Annotated in this window: 19 protein-coding genes and 2 tRNA genes; 14 read left to right on the top strand and 7 right to left on the bottom strand. The window is 27.8% G+C overall.

Annotated features, from left to right (window positions below; genetic code table 11):
- Window positions 1-698 precede the first annotated feature (698 nt).
- The 3 genes from ACZ5SO_RS05660 to ACZ5SO_RS05650 all read left to right on the top strand — a co-directional run bounded on the left by ACZ5SO_RS05660 (window position 699) and on the right by ACZ5SO_RS05650 (window position 3,245).
- Window positions 699-1,064, top strand: coding sequence for a hypothetical protein (locus ACZ5SO_RS05660; RefSeq protein WP_464627377.1), 366 nt, complete (start codon window positions 699-701; stop codon window positions 1,062-1,064).
- Window positions 1,065-1,109: 45 nt separating this feature from the next.
- Window positions 1,110-1,661, top strand: a complete 552-nt coding sequence (locus ACZ5SO_RS05655; protein WP_464627375.1) for a hypothetical protein — start codon at window positions 1,110-1,112, stop codon at window positions 1,659-1,661.
- 594 nt (window positions 1,662-2,255) lie between these two features.
- Window positions 2,256-3,245, top strand: coding sequence for a N(5)-(carboxyethyl)ornithine synthase (locus ACZ5SO_RS05650; protein ID WP_464627834.1), 990 nt, complete (start codon window positions 2,256-2,258; stop codon window positions 3,243-3,245).
- A gap of 105 nt (window positions 3,246-3,350) precedes the next feature.
- Here the strand turns inward: ACZ5SO_RS05650 and ACZ5SO_RS05645 are convergent, their stop codons facing one another.
- The 4 genes from ACZ5SO_RS05645 to ACZ5SO_RS05630 form a co-directional block, all read right to left on the bottom strand.
- Entirely contained in the window at window positions 3,351-4,406 is a 1,056-nt protein-coding gene (locus ACZ5SO_RS05645) for an NAD-dependent epimerase/dehydratase family protein (RefSeq protein ID WP_464627374.1), read from the bottom strand.
- Window positions 4,407-4,412: 6 nt separating this feature from the next.
- Window positions 4,413-5,123 carry an IspD/TarI family cytidylyltransferase gene (locus ACZ5SO_RS05640; RefSeq protein WP_464627373.1) on the bottom strand — a complete coding sequence of 237 codons (711 nt, stop codon included), beginning with the start codon at window positions 5,121-5,123 and terminating at the stop codon, window positions 4,413-4,415.
- 497 nt (window positions 5,124-5,620) lie between these two features.
- Window positions 5,621-5,704 (bottom strand) — tRNA-Leu (locus ACZ5SO_RS05635).
- Between the two features lie 76 nt (window positions 5,705-5,780).
- Window positions 5,781-6,842: a tetratricopeptide repeat protein gene (locus ACZ5SO_RS05630; RefSeq protein ID WP_464627371.1), complete on the bottom strand. Its 1,062-nt coding sequence runs from the start codon at window positions 6,840-6,842 to the stop codon at window positions 5,781-5,783.
- Window positions 6,843-7,001: 159 nt separating this feature from the next.
- Between ACZ5SO_RS05630 and ACZ5SO_RS05625 the strand changes: the two genes are divergently transcribed.
- The 4 genes from ACZ5SO_RS05625 (at window position 7,002) to ACZ5SO_RS05610 (ending at window position 10,143) form a co-directional block, all read left to right on the top strand.
- Complete coding sequence (locus ACZ5SO_RS05625; RefSeq protein ID WP_464627370.1) at window positions 7,002-7,589, top strand: epoxyqueuosine reductase QueH; 588 nt, start codon at window positions 7,002-7,004, stop codon at window positions 7,587-7,589.
- A gap of 91 nt (window positions 7,590-7,680) precedes the next feature.
- Complete coding sequence (locus tag ACZ5SO_RS05620; protein ID WP_464627369.1) at window positions 7,681-8,220, top strand: hypothetical protein; 540 nt, start codon at window positions 7,681-7,683, stop codon at window positions 8,218-8,220.
- A 90-nt stretch (window positions 8,221-8,310) separates the two neighbouring features.
- The gene (gene cls / locus ACZ5SO_RS05615; RefSeq protein ID WP_464627367.1) at window positions 8,311-9,840 is read left to right on the top strand and encodes a cardiolipin synthase; all 1,530 of its coding nucleotides are present in this window, start codon (window positions 8,311-8,313) and stop codon (window positions 9,838-9,840) included.
- A gap of 18 nt (window positions 9,841-9,858) precedes the next feature.
- Window positions 9,859-10,143: a Trp family transcriptional regulator gene (locus ACZ5SO_RS05610; RefSeq protein WP_464627365.1), complete on the top strand. Its 285-nt coding sequence runs from the start codon at window positions 9,859-9,861 to the stop codon at window positions 10,141-10,143.
- Between the two features lie 342 nt (window positions 10,144-10,485).
- Here the strand turns inward: ACZ5SO_RS05610 and ACZ5SO_RS05605 are convergent, their stop codons facing one another.
- The 3 genes from ACZ5SO_RS05605 to ACZ5SO_RS05595 form a co-directional block, all read right to left on the bottom strand.
- Window positions 10,486-12,306: a DEAD/DEAH box helicase gene (locus ACZ5SO_RS05605; protein ID WP_464627364.1), complete on the bottom strand. Its 1,821-nt coding sequence runs from the start codon at window positions 12,304-12,306 to the stop codon at window positions 10,486-10,488.
- Window positions 12,307-12,425: 119 nt separating this feature from the next.
- A complete protein-coding gene (locus tag ACZ5SO_RS05600; RefSeq protein WP_464627362.1) occupies window positions 12,426-13,469 on the bottom strand; it encodes a DUF2804 domain-containing protein in 1,044 nt (347 codons plus the stop codon).
- A 119-nt stretch (window positions 13,470-13,588) separates the two neighbouring features.
- Window positions 13,589-15,115 (bottom strand): peptidylprolyl isomerase, encoded by a 1,527-nt coding sequence (locus ACZ5SO_RS05595; RefSeq protein ID WP_464627361.1) that lies wholly within the window; start codon window positions 15,113-15,115, stop codon window positions 13,589-13,591.
- 422 nt (window positions 15,116-15,537) lie between these two features.
- Here ACZ5SO_RS05595 and ACZ5SO_RS05590 point away from each other — a divergent pair.
- The 7 genes from ACZ5SO_RS05590 (at window position 15,538) to ACZ5SO_RS05560 (ending at window position 21,675) form a co-directional block, all read left to right on the top strand.
- Window positions 15,538-15,610: transfer RNA gene (locus tag ACZ5SO_RS05590), tRNA-Pro, on the top strand.
- Between the two features lie 24 nt (window positions 15,611-15,634).
- On the top strand, window positions 15,635-16,432 hold the full coding sequence (locus tag ACZ5SO_RS05585) for an alpha/beta hydrolase (RefSeq protein WP_464627360.1): 798 nt from the start codon (window positions 15,635-15,637) through the stop codon (window positions 16,430-16,432).
- A 250-nt stretch (window positions 16,433-16,682) separates the two neighbouring features.
- Window positions 16,683-17,267 (top strand): TetR/AcrR family transcriptional regulator, encoded by a 585-nt coding sequence (locus ACZ5SO_RS05580; RefSeq protein WP_464627358.1) that lies wholly within the window; start codon window positions 16,683-16,685, stop codon window positions 17,265-17,267.
- Between the two features lie 18 nt (window positions 17,268-17,285).
- Window positions 17,286-17,954, top strand: a complete 669-nt coding sequence (locus ACZ5SO_RS05575; RefSeq protein ID WP_464627357.1) for a haloacid dehalogenase type II — start codon at window positions 17,286-17,288, stop codon at window positions 17,952-17,954.
- 17 nt (window positions 17,955-17,971) lie between these two features.
- A complete protein-coding gene (locus ACZ5SO_RS05570) occupies window positions 17,972-18,604 on the top strand; it encodes a flavodoxin family protein (RefSeq protein ID WP_464627356.1) in 633 nt (210 codons plus the stop codon).
- A gap of 112 nt (window positions 18,605-18,716) precedes the next feature.
- Window positions 18,717-20,453, top strand: coding sequence for a hypothetical protein (locus tag ACZ5SO_RS05565; protein WP_464627355.1), 1,737 nt, complete (start codon window positions 18,717-18,719; stop codon window positions 20,451-20,453).
- 430 nt (window positions 20,454-20,883) lie between these two features.
- Window positions 20,884-21,675, top strand: coding sequence for a hypothetical protein (locus ACZ5SO_RS05560; protein WP_464627354.1), 792 nt, complete (start codon window positions 20,884-20,886; stop codon window positions 21,673-21,675).
- Window positions 21,676-21,695 lie beyond the last annotated feature (20 nt).

The raw sequence follows: 21,695 nt of genomic DNA, 5'->3' as shown, positions 1-21,695 counted from the left end.
GCATTAACAAATATAATCTCTATATCAATTTTAATATTTATTGTTAATTACAAAATTTAAACATGGAATAGGTGGTTTGAATTGAGTTGCTCTAGATATAGTATTTGCAAAGACTAATATAAGAGACAAAGAATTATTAGTTAGGCGTATAGATAATTTATTTTAAAATTAGAAAAATTAGTTATGTTTTGAAATAACCTATGTGATAATAGAATTTTATTTTTTCAAATTACTTTAAGAATACACTGACTATTAATATTAATTAACAAGTAACAGAATTGTAAAAAAATTAAAGTCTTTTAATTCACATAAAAATATTATTATTCAATTTGATTTTAAGATGTAAAAAATGGCATTATAGTTGAAATATTTTTCTATTGTAAATTTTAAATTTGATAATTTTTTTACTAATTTAATATAATTTGTATATAAATCATAAATACAAAAAACAAGTATTTGAATTCAAAAATGAGTAATAATATACTAATTGCTAGGAAAATGACTTTAAAAAGTAATGATTTTGTTTAATTAAATTTAGTTCTTTTAACAAAAATAAATTAGTAAAGTAAATGTTTATTATTGTATCTATTGTTACTAGCAATTAAATTTGTTAATCAAAAATTATGCTTGGTTTATTGTTGTAACGGAGGATTTTTATGAAAAAATAATTTATTACAATTACCAGTGTATTATTTGTTTTGATTGTAAGTATCTTTCTCACTGGTTGTGAAGATGCATCACAACAAATTAGCAATGAAAAGGAACTTCATTCTTATCAAACGGTATCTTTAGCGGATATTCCAATAATTGAAAATGTTGATAACTACCTGCTGCTAGGAGATATATCTTCATTAGATGGGGAAAAATATATTGAAACATATCGCTATGAGTATTTAGATGTCGCTTTTGAAAATTGTAATAAATTATTTGAATTAATAGATAGTGCTCTAAACGATGACAATCAATTAAGATCTCTTTATGCTAGTATTGAATTATTTTTAGAAGATGAACAACTTTCACTTACTGATGAATATGACTCAACTTATAACGCAAATATTGATTGACTTGATTTAAAAATTAGTGGAACAACTAGTTCCCAAATTTTAGATATGTTTGATAATATGAATTTAGATGGAAATAATTCAATAGATTTAAATCTTTCTAGTTATTGTACTTTATATGATGTTACTGATGATAACGATAATGTTTCTTATATGCCAATTAGTATCTACGCTAAATTGAAAATCGATTCTGAAGAAGAAATATCTGATTCAACTTTTGGTGGAGCATTATCTCTGTCTTTTGCAGATATAATATTACAAAATGTTTCAGATTTAGAAATTAATACCACAAAGTCTCAAATGCCAGAATATCTAGGAAGAATTGCGTTTGAACTTGATATTGCTGAATTTGATGGAGTAACATATTCCGATATTAATCAAATTATAGATATTATCTCAGAGATTGAATCCCAAGAACAAGAAAAAGATTATACTAGTTATTGGTCAGAAATAAAGAATATCCTTTGGGATAATGATGCACCAGATTCATCTCTTTCATTAACATATTCTGTTGGGGATGAAAACGGAGAAATTGAAACTATAGTTTATAGTGGAGCTGAAGCTTTAAAAATAATTTTTCCAGTATCGACTAAGATTTAGCTAATGAAATTTAATTATTTATAATCTATAATATTGATACTCAAGTGTTATTCTTTATAGCACTTGAGTTTTTTGTTTGCCTATTATGGACAACAATATTTATATTGGAAAAAATTAAATAAGAGTATATCTACACAGCTTATGTATGATATTTATATTTAAGGCTACTGTAGATATAGGTTGAATCTTTCAAACAGGTTAAATAGAAAATAGATTAGGATACTGTTTTAGTAAAAGAACATAATTTTTAAGAAATATAAATAGTAGTTTTTTTTGAAAAAAATGATGTAATCCTAGTATCAAAAAGTGTCAAATACACTAGTTCCTTGCTAATTTCTGTAAATTTTGTTATAATTAGTTTAGATTTTGTAAAATATTAAATATTTTAATTAAAAAAAATTATATTTTACTTTAATCGATTTTAATTGTAATTAATAAACTTTTCTGTACGAAAAGATTTTACATATTCTTCTAAGTAATACGACTAACTACATTCACTAACGCATGAAGCAAAAGTTACACATGTAATAAGGTAACTAACTTATTATGCCAAATCAAGTATTAACAAACTAAGTTGGTTATCTAGAAAAATTAATAATTAAGGAGGCGCTTATCAAAACAATAGGATTTTTATTAAGTACAAAAGAAAATGAGAGACGAAGAGCATTAATTCCTAAAGATGTATTAAGGATAAAAAATAAAAAGTATTTATATTTTGAAAGAGGTTATGGCTCTCTATTAGGATATAGTGATGAGGACTATAGAAAAGTAGGGGTAAACGTTGTTAGTAGGAGAGAAGCTCTTAACCAAGATGTAATTTGCGAGCCTAAAATAGGTGACGCTGATTATCTTAGTGAAATAGAAAATGGGAAAACTATATTTGGTTGGATTCATGCTGTTAAAAACCCTGATGTTACTGATTTAATTGTTTCAAAAAATTTATCAGCAATCGCTTGGGAGAATATGGATAAAAAAGGTCGTCATGTATTTTGGAAAAATAGTGAATTAGCAGGTAAAGCTGCTGTGTTACATGCCTTTCCACTCTTTGGCAAATTACCAACTGAGTGTAATGTCGCAATAATTGGGCGAGGCAATGTGTCTGTAGGAGCTTATAATATTTTAACTTCATTAGGAGCTAAAATAACAATTTATAATAAACATAATATGAAATTCTTGAGAAGTGATATTGAGAAATATGATGTAATAGTAAATGGAATTTTATGGGATCCCTTCAGAGATGATCATATTATTTATAAACAAGACTTAAAAAGAATGAAAAAACCATCAATTATAATTGATGTTAGTTGTGATGAAAACGGTGCTATTGAAACAAGTCGTCCCACAACAATTGAAAACCCTGTTTATATGGAGAATGGGGTAATGCATTATGTAGTGGATCACACCCCTTCATTATTTCCACATGTAGCTTCAAAAAATATTAGTAATGTAGTTAAAAATTATATAGATGACATCGTCGAAGATAATCTAATGTCAAATAAAGTCTTACAAAAGGCTATTATTATTGAGAAAGGAATTATCTTAGACAAACGAATAATCGAATATCAGCACATGGATGCTAGTTAGCCCAAGTTTTTAGAAGGTTAGATAAAGTGTGCTGGTGAAAAAGTTTCAACTTAGCACACTTTTTAAGCATTAAAGAAGGAATGATATAATCAAAACGTATAATGTTTAATTTAGTTTGATTTGTTTCAATATTAATACTGTTCGTTTTAAAGCAGCGATAATATCATATTTAGCTGTCCAATTAAGATTTTCCAATTTAGTTGCATCTAGTACTGATTGTGATACAGGGTTAAAGCTATTTTTTTCTTTATCACACGGATTTTCAAAAATAATATTTTTATTATACAAAGAAGTTAGGTTCTGCGCGATTTCTCTTATTGTGACATTTGAGTTCTTATTAGCAATATTATAAGCATTTCCTTTTTCACCTTTTAATAAAACTGCAAATATACCAGAAACACAGTCACTTACATAGATGTAGGATCTTAGTTGAAGTCCGTCACTTTTCATTAAAATATCTTGATCGTTAACTATATTATTTATAAATTGTGAAGCTGCTCTATTATCTTTTACAGTTGCACTAGGCCCGAAAGTATGGCAAGGTCTAGCTATAACTGTATCCAAATTAAATTGATTTTGGTATGAGACGCATAAAGTTTCGGCGGCTCTTTTACCATTAGGATAACATGAGCGAGGATTTATTGGGTTTACATAACCGCTATAGTCTTCAATAAAAGATTTCAGATTTTTTTCTCCTTGTCCATAAACCTCGCCTGAAGAAACAAATAGGAATCTTTTTAAATTATGATTTTTACCATAATCTAATAAATTATTTACACCATTAAGATTAGTCATTAATGTACCTACTGGATCATCAGAGAAAGCTTTTGGATATGCATTACTAGCTGCATGAATAATAAAATCAAAATTATAATCAAAATCTAAAGGAATATTAATGTCAGTGATAACGAATTTAAGTAAAGGATTATTGATATTAGATTTAAATCTACGAAGTAATGAATTTTTATTTCGTGATAAAGCAAACACCTTAATATTAAGATTAAAAAGTTCATTGCCTAATAATAATGAGTCAACAATAACTGAACCTATCATTCCTGAAGCCCCTGTTATTAGAACATTACAATCTTGCAATTGATTAAAATCATTATCTGAAATGATATTTAATAAGTCTTCTTTGTAAAGTTTATTGTTAAATAACATATATATTTATTTCAACCATTCAGTTTTTTTTGTTCGAAGTAGGGCTTTAAAAATATCAATATCTTCTGGGGTCGTTAATTTTATATTTTTTTCAGATCCTGCCGAAAAGTAAACTTGTGAACCTAATTCAATCATCAATGTACATGAAGCTACAGAATTAGTTATTCCTCTTTTTTTCGCTTCTTCATGTGCCCAAACTAGTTTTTTTAAAGTAAAAGCTTGAGGTGTTTGAGCTCTCATTAATTTATCTCTATTAAATGAAGATGTAGATTTTGTCTTTGTCTCAGTTGTAAGCATAGCTTCACTACAAGGAATAGAAGCAATCGCAGAGCCGTAAAGTTTGCATTTTGCAATATTATCTGAAATTATATCTGATGAAATCATAGGTCTAATTGCATCATGAACTAAAACTATATCATTGCTATTATATATTTCATTTATAGCGAAAACCCCATTTTTGATAGATTCCTGTCCATTTTTTCCACCAAGAATTATTTTTTTTAGTTTAGTTATTTGAAATTGATTAGCATATGCTGATAATATTTCATGCCAACCTTCTAAACATACAACAAAAATTGAATCAATATCTGGGTGATTTTGAAAAGCTTCTAAAGTATATATTATTACTGGTTTGTCTTCTACATTAATAAATTGTTTTGGTATGTCTTGATGCATTCTTTGGCCATTTCCACCAGCAATTATTAGTGCTATATTCATTTGATTCCCTCCGAATCTTTCATGTGTAGTAAATTTAAGTTAAAAATAATGATTAATTAATATATTCCTAATATTTTTATATAAATTATTATATAGTATATAAGTTTAAGTTGCTATATATTTAAGTTTGATAAAAAAAGTTATATTTCTAAGTAAATATTAGAAAATGCACATAATTTTTTCTTATCATAATTTCTATAATTTTAATCATTGATTTTTAACAAATTAGGGTCATATTAAATATAAAAGTAATTTATTTCAATAGTAATTTTAATAAAACACCCATTAATCATTTTTATAAATTATTATGTATAATTATGTTTCTTTAATAAAGGTAAAATCAATTGCAATTTTTTTTAGATGGAATCTTACTTAAGCATAAATATTAATTTCAGTGTCCTTATTATATTTATATAAATTCGCTAATATCATTGAACAAATTCAATTGATTATTTTGTAGTTATAAAAAAAGATTGTTACATTGTAACAATCTTAATTACCGGCGATCGGACTTGAACCGATACGGAGTTGCCCCCAATAGATTTTGAGTCTATCGTGTCTACCAATTTCACCACGCCGGCATGTATGATGAAATTTAGCATAAGATATTGTTTTGTTCAATATGAAATTTAAAATTAATTTGTGAAGTTTAAAAATTTATTTATGTTCTTCAGCCCATTTCAAATCTTCTTCTGTTAATTCAGTATTTGGGAGATCTTCGTCGTCGATATCATCAACTAATTCATCCTTATCTTCAATTTCTTTTTTACTCACTACAACAGGTTCTCTCTCAAAAGGTTTTTTCATTATTTTATTAGCCGTCGCTTCATCTAATAGTATGTAAGATTCACCTTTTGCAACTTCTTCTACACTGCTATTAATACAAGCGACAATATAATCTTTATTATCAGATTCTAACCCATTTATCATTTGAGTTAATATATCTTGTTTAAAGAATATTGTATTAGTCCACATTTTGTTAGCAGCCTCTTTCAAACATTCAATAGCTTTTTCAATATTATTGTAATGCAAAAATACTTGAGCTGCATGTACATAAGGGTCTGGGAAACGTGGTTTGCGATCTAATATATCTATATATAGTTTATAAGCTTTCTCCCATTTCCCCGTGAGAATATAATACCAACCATGGTTATCAGCTATTCCACTACTTGTATTCTCTTGTTCAAGAGTATCTTTAAGTAAATCTTTAGCTTTTTTTAGATTATTTTGATACAAAACATAGGTTTCTAGATTAATCATTAAGTTTTTATCACAATAACCACCATGTCTAACTTCTTCTAAAATTTTGATTGCATTATCAATGTCCCCATTTAATTGATATACCATGCTTTTTTGTATTTTAGCTAGTTTTACTAATTTTTTATCTTTAGAATGATTAATAACTGAATCTAAAATTTCTCCACCGAAATTATGATCGTTTTTTTGAATTATAATACTAGCCATAGTTATTTTATATTTATCAACAAGTTTTGCATTATATGCTTTTCTATAGTATAGCCATGTTTTTTCTTTATTCTCTTCTTTTTTGCTCATATAAAGTCTATTTGCGTGAATAAAATAAAAAATAGATCTGTTTATATAAATAATAGTAGCTGAGATTAGAATTATACCAATAATTTTTATAATACCAGCAATGGGTAGAAAACCTAATGTAACACATATAATTATAGCAGCTAGAGCACCATATTTACTTTTCATAGAAAACTCCTCAAAATGTTTAAGATTATTTTATCATTAGTATTTACTATATTAAACAAAAAAATTAAAAAAAACAAATTATTATGAAATTAAAATTAGTTGTTACTTTTGTAAATAATATATATAATTATGGAGATTCAAGAAATTAAAGGAATATTGATGTTAGAGAAAACTGATAATGATAAAAAAATATTATTACATTGTTGTTGTGCACCTTGTAGTACCACATGTGTTGAAAGATTAATTAATGAAGGCTATGAAGTCATTCTTTGGTTTTCTAACGATAACATATATCCTAAAGAAGAAAATTATAAAAGATTTGGAGAACTTATTAAGCTTGCCGAGTTTCACAATCTCAAAGTACTTAGAAATGAATATAATCATAATAGTTGGTTAGAGAAAGTTAAAGGCTTTGAAGATGAGAAAGAGGGAGGGGAAAGATGTTCTATTTGTTTTGATTATAATTTAGCTGCAACATACGAGAAAGCTAAAGAACTTTCTATTAAATATTTCACTACTACTTTAACGGTGAGTCGTTACAAAAATAGTTTGAGGATATTCGAAATAGGTAGTAAATATGATGGATTTGTTGAAAAGAACTTTAAGAAAAAAGATGGATATGCTAATAGTATAAAACTAAGTAAAGAATTAGGTTTATATCGACAGAAATATTGTGGTTGTGAGTTTTCCCTACGTGATGCTAAGGCTTATGAAAAACTCAAAGCTGAAAAAGCTAAAAATATATAATTTGTAAAAAAAATAAAAAAATGCTAGAATAATAAAAAGTATTGCCCGATTTAAATTGTGGGTTAATAAATTAGTTTAAGGAGACATATTAATGGATAAAGAAACTTTTTTCCAAATACTACCTGAATTTCAAAAAGAAGGTCCAGTTAATGTTGTAAAATTAGCACAAAGAATGAATTTGGGAATTTATTGCTCTCCAATGTTAAACCCTGCTATTACGGGTAAATTAATTCGTGTCAAAAGTGAAGAGACAAAGAAGTTTGACAAGGGAGCTGGATGGTATCTATTAATGAATAGAGATAGACCTGCTGGAGTAGTAAAAGAAAGTATAGCTTACTTAATTGCTAAGTACATTTTAACTGATTTAACTGAAGTTAATTTGTTATCTGATAACGTTAGATTTAGAACGAAATCAATTTTTACTGATCCATTAGAATCTGAAATCAATAAATTGGCGCTTGAGATTATATTGCCTGATCATTTAATAAAAAAAGAAATAGAGAAGGGTACATATATTCATGAGTTACCTTTAATTTTTAAAGTTGATCCTAGTACTTTGTCTGCTAAGTTCGGATATACTGTTTATCCAATTGATTTTTGGGTTAATGCTAGTAAAGAAACTGAATTATAATAACTAATTTCTAGAATAACTTATATTTAAATTTTTGAAAATAAAGTGATATATTCTGAGAATTTAGCTTTTGACTAGTGGAATTAAAAATTGAAAAAATTAATAAAAATTATTACAAGTAGATTGTTTTTCTCAGCCATTTTAATAGCGGCTCAACTTGTTATTATAATATTGCTTTTTTCAAGAGCCGTAAATAATACTGTTTGGTCCCAAATTTTTGTGGGGATTTCTTTCGTTTTTGGACTATGGGTAATATTTAATAAACATGAGCCTGAGTATGCTATAGGATGGCTTTTAATAATTATGATATTTCCCGTATATGGGGCTCTGTTATACCTCATCTTCGGCAAGAAAACTCTGACTTTAACCGGTAGAAAAAGATTATCCAAATTTGTAAGAAATTTTAATAGGACAAGAGAATTTAATACTGGTAAAGAAGCAGTATACAAAAAATTAAATGCGGTTGATAAAGATTTTGCCAGGCAATCTAGCTATATATCTAATTCTGCATTTAGTTCACCTTGGGAAAAAACTGAAGCTAAATATTATCCTTTAGGAGATGATTTTTTCCCTGATTTTATTGAGGAATTGAAAAAAGCAAAGAAATTTATTTTTTTAGAGTTTTTTATAATTTCGCTAGGGGAGATGTGGAATCAGGTTTTAGAAATTCTTCTACAAAAAAAAGAGGAAGGTTTGGATATAAGAATTCTTTATGATGACTTTGGTTGTATTGGTGGACTTCCTGGTAATTACGCAAAACAATTAAGATCAATGGGTTTTAAGGCTAAGGCTTTTAATCCTGTGAAACCTCATGTTAATAGCCGGATGAATTATAGAGATCATAGAAAAATTGTAGTAATAGATGGCAACGTTGCATTTACTGGTGGAATTAATTTAGCGGATGAATATATAAATAGAACTATAAGATTTGGACATTGGAAAGATACAGCTGTAAAGATTGTAGGTTTTGCAGTTTGGGATTTTACGGTTTTATTTTTATCAATGTGGGACATCACAAATGGACTTGAAGGTGATCTTACTAAGTTCCAACCAACCTTTGAGGCTAATAATGATGGTTTTGTACAACCTTTTGGTGATAATCCTTTAGATGAGATTGCTATGGCAGAAACTTCTTATTTACAGATAATTAACATGGCAAAAGATTATGTGTGGATTACTACTCCTTATCTTATTATTACAAGAAGTATGTTTAATGCTCTGTCTATTGCGGCTCAAAGTGGAATTGATGTCAGATTAGTTGTACCATATATACCAGATAAAAAATATGTAAATGAAGTTTCAAAATCATACTATTTAGATTTGATAAAAACTGGAGTGAAAATATATGAATATTCACCAGGTTTTATTCATTCAAAGATGTTTGTTTCAGATGATAAGGTATCGATTATTGGAACTGTTAATATGGATTATAGATCATTTTATTTACATTTTGAATGTGGAGTTGCTTTTTTTGGTTCATCAGTAGTAAAAGATGTAAAAAAAGATATGGAAAATTTATTTGTTGTAAGTAATCAGATAAATTATAATGACGTTATATCAGTTAATATAATAAAAAGGTTTTTCAGATTAATCCTTAGATTATTTGCCCCAATATTATAATACATGGAGAGATATGTTATGAATGAATACGATGATTTAATAAAAATATTTTGTGAGACAAAAGATCCTAAAAAGATGAAGCAACTTTTTAGTGAAATGTTTACTGATAGGGAACAAAAGGATTTTGTACTTAGATGGGATTTGCTTAAAGATTTATATCAAGGTATACCACAGAGAGAAATTGCTGCTAAGCATAAAATAAGCTTATGTAAAATAACAAGAGGGTCAAAAATACTTAAAAAAGAAAATTCTTATGTTAAAAAAATTCTTTCAAAACGATATGATGATCATCTCCACTTATAATTACTTGTTTTAGTATTTTGCTTTAATTTATTTATTATTGAAAAAAGTAGATTCTTAAAGTTTACAAAAGTGACTCCAAATCAAATGATTTGGAGTCTATTTTATGTTTGCCCAACATGGACAATATTTAAGTGGTGAAAGTCCATTGTGGTTTTGGCAATATATTTTATAAAAAAATAAATAACCACTAGTTGAGGCAAATGCAGAAGAAGGTCTTGAATTATTAAAAGAAGATTGGCACTACTTCAACATTGAGCGTTATGTTTGATAATCCGCTAGTTACCGAACGGTATCATGTGATGATGTGAGAGGATGGTTTCGTGAGAAACCCTCCTACTCAATTTATCTACGTCTAGAATTTTTATTGTATTTACCATGAGCTTTTCTTTTACTAGAAGAAGATGGTTTTGTATCCCAATCATCGTCTCTAAAAGAATCTTTTCCATATGGTTGATAACTGTCATCACTAGATTTCTTTCTAGGTGAGCGTCTATCACTTCTTCTAGAAGATGATCTTCTGTTTCTAGTTAAATGTTTTCCATTCGGATTATCTGGTTTAGCTCTAGTAACAATTGGTTTGCTGCCTGTATTACCACTGTTAATAATTCTAATAATATCTTCTGCAACCTCAAAAGGTGCAGATACAAATGAAAATTCATCTCTAACAGTTACATTTTGAATGTCTTCATCTGTTGCTTTAACTTTACTTGTAAGATAAGAGACTAACTCTCTCTTTCCAAGTCCATCCTTACGACCTCGAGCGATAAATAGTCTTACAAATCCATCTTCATCTTGATTGAATCTAGATGGAATTTCATTACCTCTAGATCTTCTAGAAGAAGAAAGGTTCTTATATTTACTTTCATCTAAAGCGTCTTTATAAAAATGGGTTAAAACTGAAGCTAAAACTTGTTCACTATCATAAGAAGCTAACATTTTTCTTGCAATAGGAATAAATTGTTCATTTTCAACATTGTTTGTTAATAAAGATAATAATTCACTTTCTATCCTATCTTTTCTAATTGATATAATTTCTTTTGCTTCAGGTATTGAAGCTTTTCTAATATCGGTTTTAGCTGCCCTTTTAATGAAGTTAAATTTTCTAAATTCAGATGGAGTGATAAAAGTGATTGCTGTTCCCATCTTACCAGCTCTTCCAGTTCGTCCTATACGGTGTATATAAGCCTCAGGAGCTTGTGGAATAGAGTAGTTGATAACATGAGTCAAATCATTAATATCAATTCCCCTAGCAGCAACGTCAGTTGCTACAATGATACTGATATTATGTTTTTTCATCTTGTTTAAGATTTGTTCTCTTTGTTTTTGAGATAAATCACCATGAAGAGCTTCAGCATCGTATCCACGATCTTGAAGTTTTCTACCAATATCATCACATTGAATTTTAGTACGACAGAAAATAATTCCGTAAAAAGATTCTTCCATGTCAATTATTCTACAAAGAGCCTCTAACTTATCACTTTCTCTAACTTCAAAATAGATTTGATCTGTTAAATTTTTTGTGATATCTGTTTGTTTAACTCTTACAATAGTTGGTTCTTCCATGAATTTAGAAGCTAAGGCTAATATGGGTTTAGGCATAGTAGCAGAAAAACAAAGCATTCTTTTTTCAGTAGGTGTATTTGATAAAATGTTTTCTATATCTTCAATGAATCCCATATCTAACATTTCATCAGCTTCATCAAGTACTGCAAATTTAAGTTGGTTTAATTTTAAGGAACCTCTTTTTAAGTGATCTTGTATTCTTCCTGGAGTCCCAACAACGACTTGAACGCCTCGTCTTAATTTTCTCAATTGATTATCTATGGACGCTCCTCCATAAATAGATGTTACTTCAATTCTCTTTCTACCTTTTAATGAGTTAATCTCATCCGCAACTTGTATAGCAAGTTCTCTTGTAGGTGTAAGTATCAAAGCTTGCACCCCTCTAATTGAAGGATCAACAATTTCTAGGATTGGAAGACCGAAGGCAGCTGTTTTACCTGTTCCGGTTTGAGCTTGTCCTATAACATCGACTTGGTCTTTAAGTAAAAGTGGAATACACTCTTCTTGTATTTTTGTTGGTTCTTCAAAGCCTTTTTGACTCAAGGCTTGTAAGGTCTCTTCGCTTAGACCTAATTTCTTAAAATTTGTTAAATCTGGCATGTAACTCCTGTATCTTTATTTTTGATTTAAACAATTACTGCGCATCAGCAATTATCTATTAATTTAAATTTATGTCCGTACCTATAAAACCATAAAATATAACTAATTACAACTATAATTTACCATTTATTGTCGACTTTCTCTGCAAAACCCAATTGTTTCTCTAATACTATTATCTCTTTGTTATCTAAAATGAGTTTTCCATTAAATTCCCCAAATACTTGGTGTTGATCACTTTTTATGATTCCATAGTTAAAATACCCATATCGATCTACTAGGGGTGTGAAAGTTAAATCTACTCTATTTTCATTATCTTTTAATTTCCATTCTTTTGCTAAATATCCTTCTTTAGGTATTTCAAATTTAACTTTGTCAAGTTTATGAATAATATTATTATAGAAAATAGCATTCTCACTTGCAGGAGTGCGGTCTGTAAATCCATAGCCTAAATTAAAGCCGACAGGAATATGATTAATTTGAGTTGAAAGGCTAGCCCAATACCATGTGTTTTTGTAAGTCCATCTTCCACGGCCCCAATCAAGAGTAGCAAAGGTGGTATGTGGATCAATGTTTTCAAGATCATAACCTCTTTTTATAGTCCCAGTAACTTCCATACAATTTACTTTTTCGTTTAAATAAAATGCTTTTCTATTTTCTTTCCAACTAGTTGCAATATTTATAGACTCCATTTCTTTTTTTTGAGTCAGTTCAACATCTACATCTAAGCCAACATGACCATCAGGTAATTTTAATTGTGGAGCACTAAAAAGAAGTCTTCTTTGTTCACCTTTTTTAATAAAAGATGCTCTTAAATTACTATAACTTTTTGTTACAAAGCTATCATCAACTGTGTTAGGGGAGAGTTTAATTCTAGTAAATGGAAGCAAAACTACTTTATCTACCTGGGAATATTTTTTTAGCTTATAGTCAATATATGCAATAGAAACAAGAGAAGAATAACCTAAATCACTAATTGTTACAGCAACACTATATTTTGATTTATGATTAGTTATTGCATAATAGTCCCATTCTTTTATCTTAAATTTTGAAGCCCTAACTTCTTTTCTTACATAATTAAAATAAGGGTGTCTTGCCCAACCTTGTTGGTATAATGTTCCTTTTTTAGTTAATAATTTAGTAGGTTTATTTATTTCATTTTGCATATTATATCCTTCTATCGTTTTTATTATACACTTAAAATTGTGATTTTAAAATAGAAGAAAGGACTGAAAATAATTTCAGTCCTAAGTTAACATATTGTATAGATCTCATTTTATTAAGTTTAATTTGAGGCAGAACCTAAAATTTTCTCAATAAATACAGTCATAAAATTATTTTCTAATTTATCAGATGCCATAATTGCATATTGTAAATCTGTTGGGTTTTGTTGTGCTGCGTAGTAAGGATATACACTTCTTAGATATTCTCCCATACCAGAATCATCTGTTTCGGCTGCAACTTTTACAACAACATAAGAAGATGAACTAACTTTTATAGGATCCATTACATTACCAACTTCTTCGGCAAATAAATCTTTCATAATCGTTTCATCTTGAGCTACACTTGCTAAAACACCATTAGGATCACTGTAACTGAATGAACTCATGTATTGTGAATCGCCAATATTTTTAGCAGTAGAAGTAACATTAGTAACAGTAAGATTCATTTGTTCAGCAGCAGCATCAAAGTCATCACCTACGTTAGCTACAAATTCATTTGCTTTTTCAAGTAAGTAACTGTCCATGATGCTTTCATCATTTCCAGCTATATAAGTTCTAATCATATTGAGTGTATCTTCATCAGTATAATCAGCTTCAACTGGAGTTGCATTTAATTTATATATTGTCCAACCATTTGCAGCTTCGAAAGGTCCAACTACGCTATCTTTTGTTTCATCCAAAATTGATAAAGCTTGTTGTGGATCTTTGAAATTATTTTGAACAGCGTAGAAAGGAACAACTCCTATTTCACCGCCATTTTCAGCATATGAGTCTTTACTGTTTTCTTTAGCTACATCACTAAATGATGAACCACTGTTAATTTGTTCAATTAAAGAATTAGCTTCTTCTTCACTCTCAACACTGATTATAGATAAATCTATGCTATAGAATAGTTGAGGGTTTGTTAATCCGTATTGTGCAACAAGTTGTTTTGGATACAAAGAGCTATCAATTACAACATAATCAAAACTTCTAGTATTATCTGCCATATTAACCACGTATTCGGTTTCATTGTCACTTGTTAGAGCAGAAGAGATATCAGCTAAAACAGTATTGTAAGGGAGTGCTCTTGTAATAGATTTTCGAATTGAAGCTTTTTGTTCAATAGAAGTTTCTTCATAAACTTGTTTACTGAACTTGCCATCAACATTGTAGTAGCCGCTGTTAATGATAGCATTGTTTATCGTGTCTTCTGTTGTAATAATGCCAATATCTTCTGCCATCTTAGTTACGGCAACATAATATACAGTACTATCAAAAGCACTTTTCCAAATATTATAAAGAGCTAAATCACTGTTAGTAGTTGACCCACTATACTCTGATCCATATTTTTGATACTGCTCATAGAAATAAGAGTCTTGAGTGTAAGCTATTTCTTCTCCATCATATGATCCAAAGGTCAACGAAGTGCTAACAGATTGGCCAACAATAGCTCTGATTGCAGGTGCAGCGACGAATGAAATTGCGATTAGAATTAATACGGTCATACCGAAAATCCAACCTGCACTAACTTTCTTTTTCTTATGTGTATTAAACTTCACATTCTTATTTGAACCTTTTTCAGTCCCTTTATTCTCATTTGAAGGCATGTATAAACCTCTCCTACAAAGTTCTTATCCAATTAGAAGGATATATCTTTTGAAAAATACCATTTTAGGCAATAACTGTCAATGAATTAATTCTTAAATAAATTTGTCTATAAGATATTCTTACATTTAAATTTTGATAGAGCTTTATTAAGTTTTTTTTAATACTGTCTTTAATTTAAAAAACGAAAAATGAGGGTAAAAACTTATTTGATTTAATATAGAGAGGGATAAAAAGATATAAAGTTTTTTTATTCTTTATAGCTTTTTGAAAGTTTTATTCTTTTTCTTTCATAATTTATAGGCAATTAATGAGGCATCTGTCCATAAAAAATTTATATTGTTTTTTCTGTATGATGATTATCATAAAATTTATATCAAATATTTGACATAGATTCTATTTATCACTAGAGTATTATTTGACTCGGATAGTAGCGCAGAGGCTAGCGCACTTGCTTCGGGAGCAAGATGTCGGAGGTTCAAGTCCTCTCTATCCGAATATTCAATAAGGAGATTAGAAAAGTGAGAATTATACAATTATCAGTCGGTCCAAAGAAAGTTCCCTTAGTAGGTTATCTACATGATTATAATGAGGATTCTATATTAAAAAATATAAGAAGTGGAATGATAATTTGTCCAGGGGGTGGATATGAAAAACTATCTGATAGAGAAAAAGACCCTGTAGCTTTATATTATTTTGCAAAAGGTTTTAATACTTTTATATTGAATTATTCTATAAATGAAGATGCTACTGATTTAAACCCATTATTAGAATTGAGTGATGCTTTAGTTCAAATAAGAAATAGAGCAAGCGTATTCTGTGTTAACCCTACTGAAATAGCTGTTATTGGTTTTTCGGCAGGAGCTCATTTAGCAGCTTCAATTTCAACCTTATATAATCATCCTAAAATTCAAAAATTAACTGATATTAAAGATGGGTTAAATTCTCCTGATGCTTGCTTGCTTTGTTATCCTGTTATTAGCATGAAAAATGATATTGCTCACATTGGATCAATGGAGAAAGTTACAAATAATAGAGAAGAATTAATTGAATTACTAAGTGTTGAAGATCATGTTACTAAGGATACTTGTCCAACATTTATATGGCATACTCAAGATGATGATTGTGTTACTATTCAAAACAGTTTGACTTATGTAAATGCATTAGTAAAAAATAATGTTCCATGTGAGTATCATATGTTTACTAATGGGGAGCATGGTCTTTCAATGTGTACTTCTGATTGTTATAAGGAAGACGAATATTGTGGACAATGGAAAATTTTAAGCATAAATTGGTTGCATAAATACCTGTCTTTCTAATAAATAAATAGAAAATTGTTTCTATTTTGATGTTTGTTTATTGACTTTTGAGACGACCGGTCATATATTGTATTTACAAGTTACTAAATTGAATCATGTCACTAATTTTATTAGTTGTTGTATTTTAAGTTAAATGTGATAGTAAAAAGTTAAGTTAGATAGAGTTTAGGCTCTTGTTTTTTAGATATTAGAGACGATACATTAAATACTTAAGTTCAACCCTAAGCAGATTTAGGGAATAGGTGGATTTATGGACAAGAAAGAAGAGAAGAAAAACAAGATAATTAGTAGTTCAATTCATTTGATGTATCTAAATGGTTATAACGGAACTAGTGTGAAAGATATAACTGAAGCTGCTAAGATTCCTAAAGGATCTTTTTATAATTATTTTAAGGATAAAGAACAATATGCTGTAGATGCATTAAATTATTATCAATTTGTGATGCGTAAAGATAGATTGGATATATTTACTGATAAAAACTTAGCTCCTTTAGATAGAATAAGAAAATTTTATAAAAAAGGTATAGAAAGCTTAAAAGATAATGATTTAAAACTTGGATGTTTTGTTGGAAACTTATCCCAAGAAATGGGAGATGTTAGCCTAGCTATAGCTCAGAGTGCTAATTCCTTTCACTCAAGAGTTACAGAGTATGTTTATTCCAATCTTGTTGAAGCTAAAATAAATGGATGTTTTTCTAAGAATGTTAATCTTAGAGCTTTAGCAAGTTTCATAGTGAGCAGTTGGAATGGATCCTTATTGAGGATGAAGACTAGTAAAAATTCACTAGTTCTAGAAGATTTTTATTATATTTTAGATACGTTTTTACTAAGTTAATTATAATTGGAGATACATTTGATAAAATCCGTTATTTTCGATATGAATGAAACCTTATTGAATTTAGAACCGTTAAAAAATATTTTTAAAAAATATTTTAATGACGAATTTATTTTAAAATATTGGTTTTCAAAGTTATTACATTATTCAACTATAGTTGGAATAACAAATGAATATGTGAATTTTGCAGATCTTTCTAAAGCAACTTTAGAAGTGATTAGTAAAGAGAGCAATATCAATTTAACAAAGTTTGAGCAAGATGACATTTTGTCGCATTTTAAAAAATTAAGTTGTTTTAATGATGTTGAAAATTCCCTAAAATTGTTAAGAGAGAATTCAATAAAAATAATAATTTTATCTAATTCCTCACATAAAATGATAGAAGAACAATTAGCTAATGCAAAAATAGCAGATTTAGTTGATCAATATTATTCTGTTGACATTGTTAAATCTTATAAACCTTTTTCAAAAATTTATTTAACTGTTTTAAACAAAGAAAATATTATACCAGAAGAAACATTTATGGTTGCTTCGCATGATTGGGATTTGAATGGAGCTAAAAAAGTTAAATTAAAAACAGCTTATATCCAAAGAGCAACAAGTTTATATAATCCACTATTTCAACCTCCAGATTTATCCGATAAAAATCTAGAGACTCTAGTAAAACAAATAATTAATTACAAATAAAAATATCGAGGTAAATAATGATTTTGGGAATATCAACAAGCCCTAGGGTTAATGGAATAAGCTCTAATGCAGTTCAATATATTCTATCTAAGTTTGATGAAGATACAAAGTATATTACTCTTGCAAATAAAAAAATTAATGGATGCATTAGTTGCTTAGGTTGTGTTAAGACAAATAGGTGCGTTGTTAATGATGCTTTTATGGAAATCCAAGATTTGCTTATAAGTTCACAAGCAATTGTTTTGGGGGTTCCTAACTATTATGATTTGCCTAATGCTCTAGCTCATTCACTTTTAGAGAGATTGTTTTGTTTTCGTCATAATAATGCTTTTTTATTAAAGGAAAAACCTATTATTTATTTTTCTACTGGCTATTCTTCTGATGTTGTACAAAATCCAGTACTAAAAACCATAGAATATTTTGTAAAAAGTAACAAAATGAAGATTGTTGATTCCTTTTTAATAGGTGCTTTTTCTCAATGTTACACCTGTCCAATTTCTGTTTCTTGTTCTGTTGGAAATGTTGTTAAAAATCATGGATATATAGATAAAATAACAGAAGATATTTTTCCACCAAAATTTCAAGAGCAAAAAGAATCGCTTAAGAAATGTGATCAAGCTGTTGAGCTAATTAAAGAATCTCTTAAATAATAATTAGTGAAAAAAAAATACAACTTTTTATTTTGTGTCGTATAATATAGCAAAGGTGAAGTATTTTTTATTTTTCTCCTAAGTTTTGTATCACATTAAGAAGCAACTATTTATGAATATTAAGAAGTTTATTTTTATCCTTATCATGTCTTGTTTAACTCTACCAATATTTTCTAGAGCAAATGAACAATATATATTTGATTTAAACACATCTAAACAATTGATTAATTCAATTACATGTTTATATATCCAATCAAATTTAGCTTTTCCATCAATGACAGGCCCTTATTCAGTTGAAGAGTTAAAAAAAATGTTAAATCAAGTTAAGTTTAATAAATTAGATCATTGGGGAAAAAAAGAATTTAATAGATTAAATAGCAAATTTAATTTATATATAAATGATCTAAATAAAAATGTCGAATATGATTTTAAACCTATTTTAAATATCGAAACATATACACACTTAAATAATATAGATTTTATTGAGAGAGATAGTTGGGTAAGAGATTGGCCTTATATGAAAAATTTACTTGATTTAAATTTAAGTATTATATCTTCTTCAAATTTTTATGCTTTAGTTGATTTTTCTCTCTCATCAGCTAGAGTCCTTGAAGTACCTTTCGGTTCAAATTTTTTCCAAACGAACATTATTGGCTTAACCGATGTATCTTTTGAAACAGATATCGAGGCTAATTTCCCTCATAGAGCTTTTGTTTCATTTGGAGATTCTTTTTGGAATTTACAAGTGGGTAGAGATAATTTAAAATGGGGTGCTGCAGTTTCAAGCAATCTCTTAATTTCTGATAATCTTAAATATCAAGATTTTATAAAATATTCAACTTTCGGAAATAAAATGAAATATACATATTTAGTTTCTTTTTTCCCCCATCAACTAAATTATATAAAAACAGTAGGTGAAGATATAAACGATAGCCAACTTGATCCACTCAAAGGTTTTAGCATGTTTGTTGTGCACAAATTTGAAGGTAGAGGGTTAAATAATAAATTTGGTTGGGCCATTGCTGAGGGACTAATGTATGCAAGTGAAACATCTACAATAGATTTTCGCTCTTTTAATCCTATGCTTGTTTATCATAATATATTTTTAAAATCAAATTGTAATTCAATTCTATCTTTTGATTTTGATTATAATATTAATAATTCTATTAATGTTTACACACAATTTGTATTAGATGATTTGGTATTTGTTTTAACAGAAAACTCTTCTTCATCACATGCTCCAAATGCTTATGGATTAATTTTAGGAATTAAAAAGTATAAACTAGTCAACGATAATGTAGCTAGTCTTTTATCGGTTGAAATAGCATATACTTCTCCGTATTTATATTTACGAAATAAAGGTAAAAATGATTCTTCCTCAAGTATTCAAGAGGGATATGGTATTAATTTTATAGTTGCAACTAGGGAATTTGGAAATACTAATAGGGCAGGAGGAGTATTATTTGATAAACAGTTCTTAGGTTATAAATATGGTGGTGATGCTTTGGTGTTTAACCTAAACAAAAGATATATGTTTACACCCTCTACTCTTATTTTTGAGTGTAATTTTTTATCTATGGTACATGGGACCTTTGATATTGATACACCGTGGTCCACTGTTGGAGGATCTTCTCTAAAAGACAGTGGATTTTTATCTTGGAGTAATTGGGACCAGAGTAAAAAAGGTTATAGTTTTACTAATATATATGGTATTTATTCTAGTTTTGATTTAAAAAGCCATATAAATATTTTTGGACAATTAGATATGATTTCTATTTTGAATTATGATCATAAAGGAAATAATAAAGCTGATATACAACTAACTGTAGGTGTTACAAGTATTATCTAAAAACAGTTAAAATGTAATATTATTTAGGAATTAGTACCCAAAATCATTATATTTGTAATATTTTAAAAAAAAGCTAAAATTTGCTTGAAAGATTACACTTTAGAATTTAATATATTTTAGTTGTCTTTTATAAAAGTCAAAAATAATTTTTTAAAAACGGAGTTGCCTTATTAATGCTAAAAGATTAATTAGATATAAAACTAATTATTTATATATTTATATATTTTTGACTGTACTATATGATTTTATAAATATTAAAACTAATACTGCTCATGATATTTATTTTATTGAGCAGCTTTTTTTAGTGACTTCACAATTATTTTTAATTATTTATGGTATCTATTTATTAATTAATGATTATAATGTTTGTAGTGAAAGACATGTTTTCTTGTTGCCTTATATAAAATCTATATTAATTTTAACTGTTTACATGAGTATATTAACTGTTTTTCACAGTGGTTTATTGTCATCTTATAATTATTTAATTTTTATAATTCACTCCATTTTATTCTTTTTAGTCCTTTTAATTTATGGCGATAGATTCAGATGGATAGAATCTATGGTAAAAATTGCATTGTTATTAACAATGATTATATCTATAATTTCAATTTTATCTTTTTTTGTTTTTGTAATTACACATAGTAAGTTGTTGAATCTATTTGGTGATTCTATTCTTAAAACATATTTATTAAAAATTTCTCCAACTGATGGAAGATTAAATAGTATTTTTAATAATCCAAATTATTTTGCATACTTATTACTTTATTCTTTTTACATATATCTTTTTTTAATCCTATATTATAAAACAACAAAATTAAAATATTTCTTGAGTATTGGACTTTTGTTTAATTTAATTAACTTATTTTTAGCTGGTTCTCGAGGAGCTATAATAACTTTGATTGTAAGTTCTGTATTATTTTCTTTAATTTTTTTATTATTAATGAAAAAAACTCATTATAGTAAATTAAAATTTTTTACAGTGCTTATTTTATCTATTTACTTATTTTTAATTTTATTTTTTTTAATAATTTATAATACAAATTTTCGATTTTCTCAAAATGTTAGAGCCTATATTTTATCTAATATATTTAGACTAGATAACTTAGCAGATGGAAAAAAGAGAATAGAATTAGCTGAAGTTATTTTATCTCTTGATATTAAATATCTATTATTTGGAATAAGTGATAGTAAAATTATCTTATTGTTAAAAGATGGCTTATAGTGAGATGCGAATCAAGACAC

It is taken from the genome of Pleomorphochaeta naphthae (genome assembly GCF_055396005.1).
Note: the sequence above shows the minus strand (reverse complement) of the source record. Positions and strands in the feature narration are given on the sequence as shown.

Excerpts from the sequence above, each read along its gene's own strand:
- ACZ5SO_RS05600 (WP_464627362.1), bottom strand. The coding sequence starts at position 13,469 with ATGCAAAATGAAATAAATAAACCTACTAAATTATTAACTAAAAAAGGA.
- ACZ5SO_RS05655 (WP_464627375.1), top strand. The coding sequence starts at position 1,110 with ATGTTTGATAATATGAATTTAGATGGAAATAATTCAATAGATTTAAAT.
- ACZ5SO_RS05625 (WP_464627370.1), top strand. The coding sequence starts at position 7,002 with ATGTTAGAGAAAACTGATAATGATAAAAAAATATTATTACATTGTTGT.
- ACZ5SO_RS05610 (WP_464627365.1), top strand. The coding sequence starts at position 9,859 with ATGAATGAATACGATGATTTAATAAAAATATTTTGTGAGACAAAAGAT.
- ACZ5SO_RS05640 (WP_464627373.1), bottom strand. The coding sequence starts at position 5,123 with ATGAATATAGCACTAATAATTGCTGGTGGAAATGGCCAAAGAATGCAT.
- ACZ5SO_RS05565 (WP_464627355.1), top strand. The coding sequence starts at position 18,717 with ATGAATATTAAGAAGTTTATTTTTATCCTTATCATGTCTTGTTTAACT.
- ACZ5SO_RS05580 (WP_464627358.1), top strand. The coding sequence starts at position 16,683 with ATGGACAAGAAAGAAGAGAAGAAAAACAAGATAATTAGTAGTTCAATT.
- ACZ5SO_RS05645 (WP_464627374.1), bottom strand. The coding sequence starts at position 4,406 with ATGTTATTTAACAATAAACTTTACAAAGAAGACTTATTAAATATCATT.
- ACZ5SO_RS05620 (WP_464627369.1), top strand. The coding sequence starts at position 7,681 with ATGGATAAAGAAACTTTTTTCCAAATACTACCTGAATTTCAAAAAGAA.
- ACZ5SO_RS05595 (WP_464627361.1), bottom strand. The coding sequence starts at position 15,115 with ATGCCTTCAAATGAGAATAAAGGGACTGAAAAAGGTTCAAATAAGAAT.
- ACZ5SO_RS05630 (WP_464627371.1), bottom strand. The coding sequence starts at position 6,842 with ATGAAAAGTAAATATGGTGCTCTAGCTGCTATAATTATATGTGTTACA.
- ACZ5SO_RS05570 (WP_464627356.1), top strand. The coding sequence starts at position 17,972 with ATGATTTTGGGAATATCAACAAGCCCTAGGGTTAATGGAATAAGCTCT.
- ACZ5SO_RS05605 (WP_464627364.1), bottom strand. The coding sequence starts at position 12,306 with ATGCCAGATTTAACAAATTTTAAGAAATTAGGTCTAAGCGAAGAGACC.
- ACZ5SO_RS05560 (WP_464627354.1), top strand. The coding sequence starts at position 20,884 with ATGAGTATATTAACTGTTTTTCACAGTGGTTTATTGTCATCTTATAAT.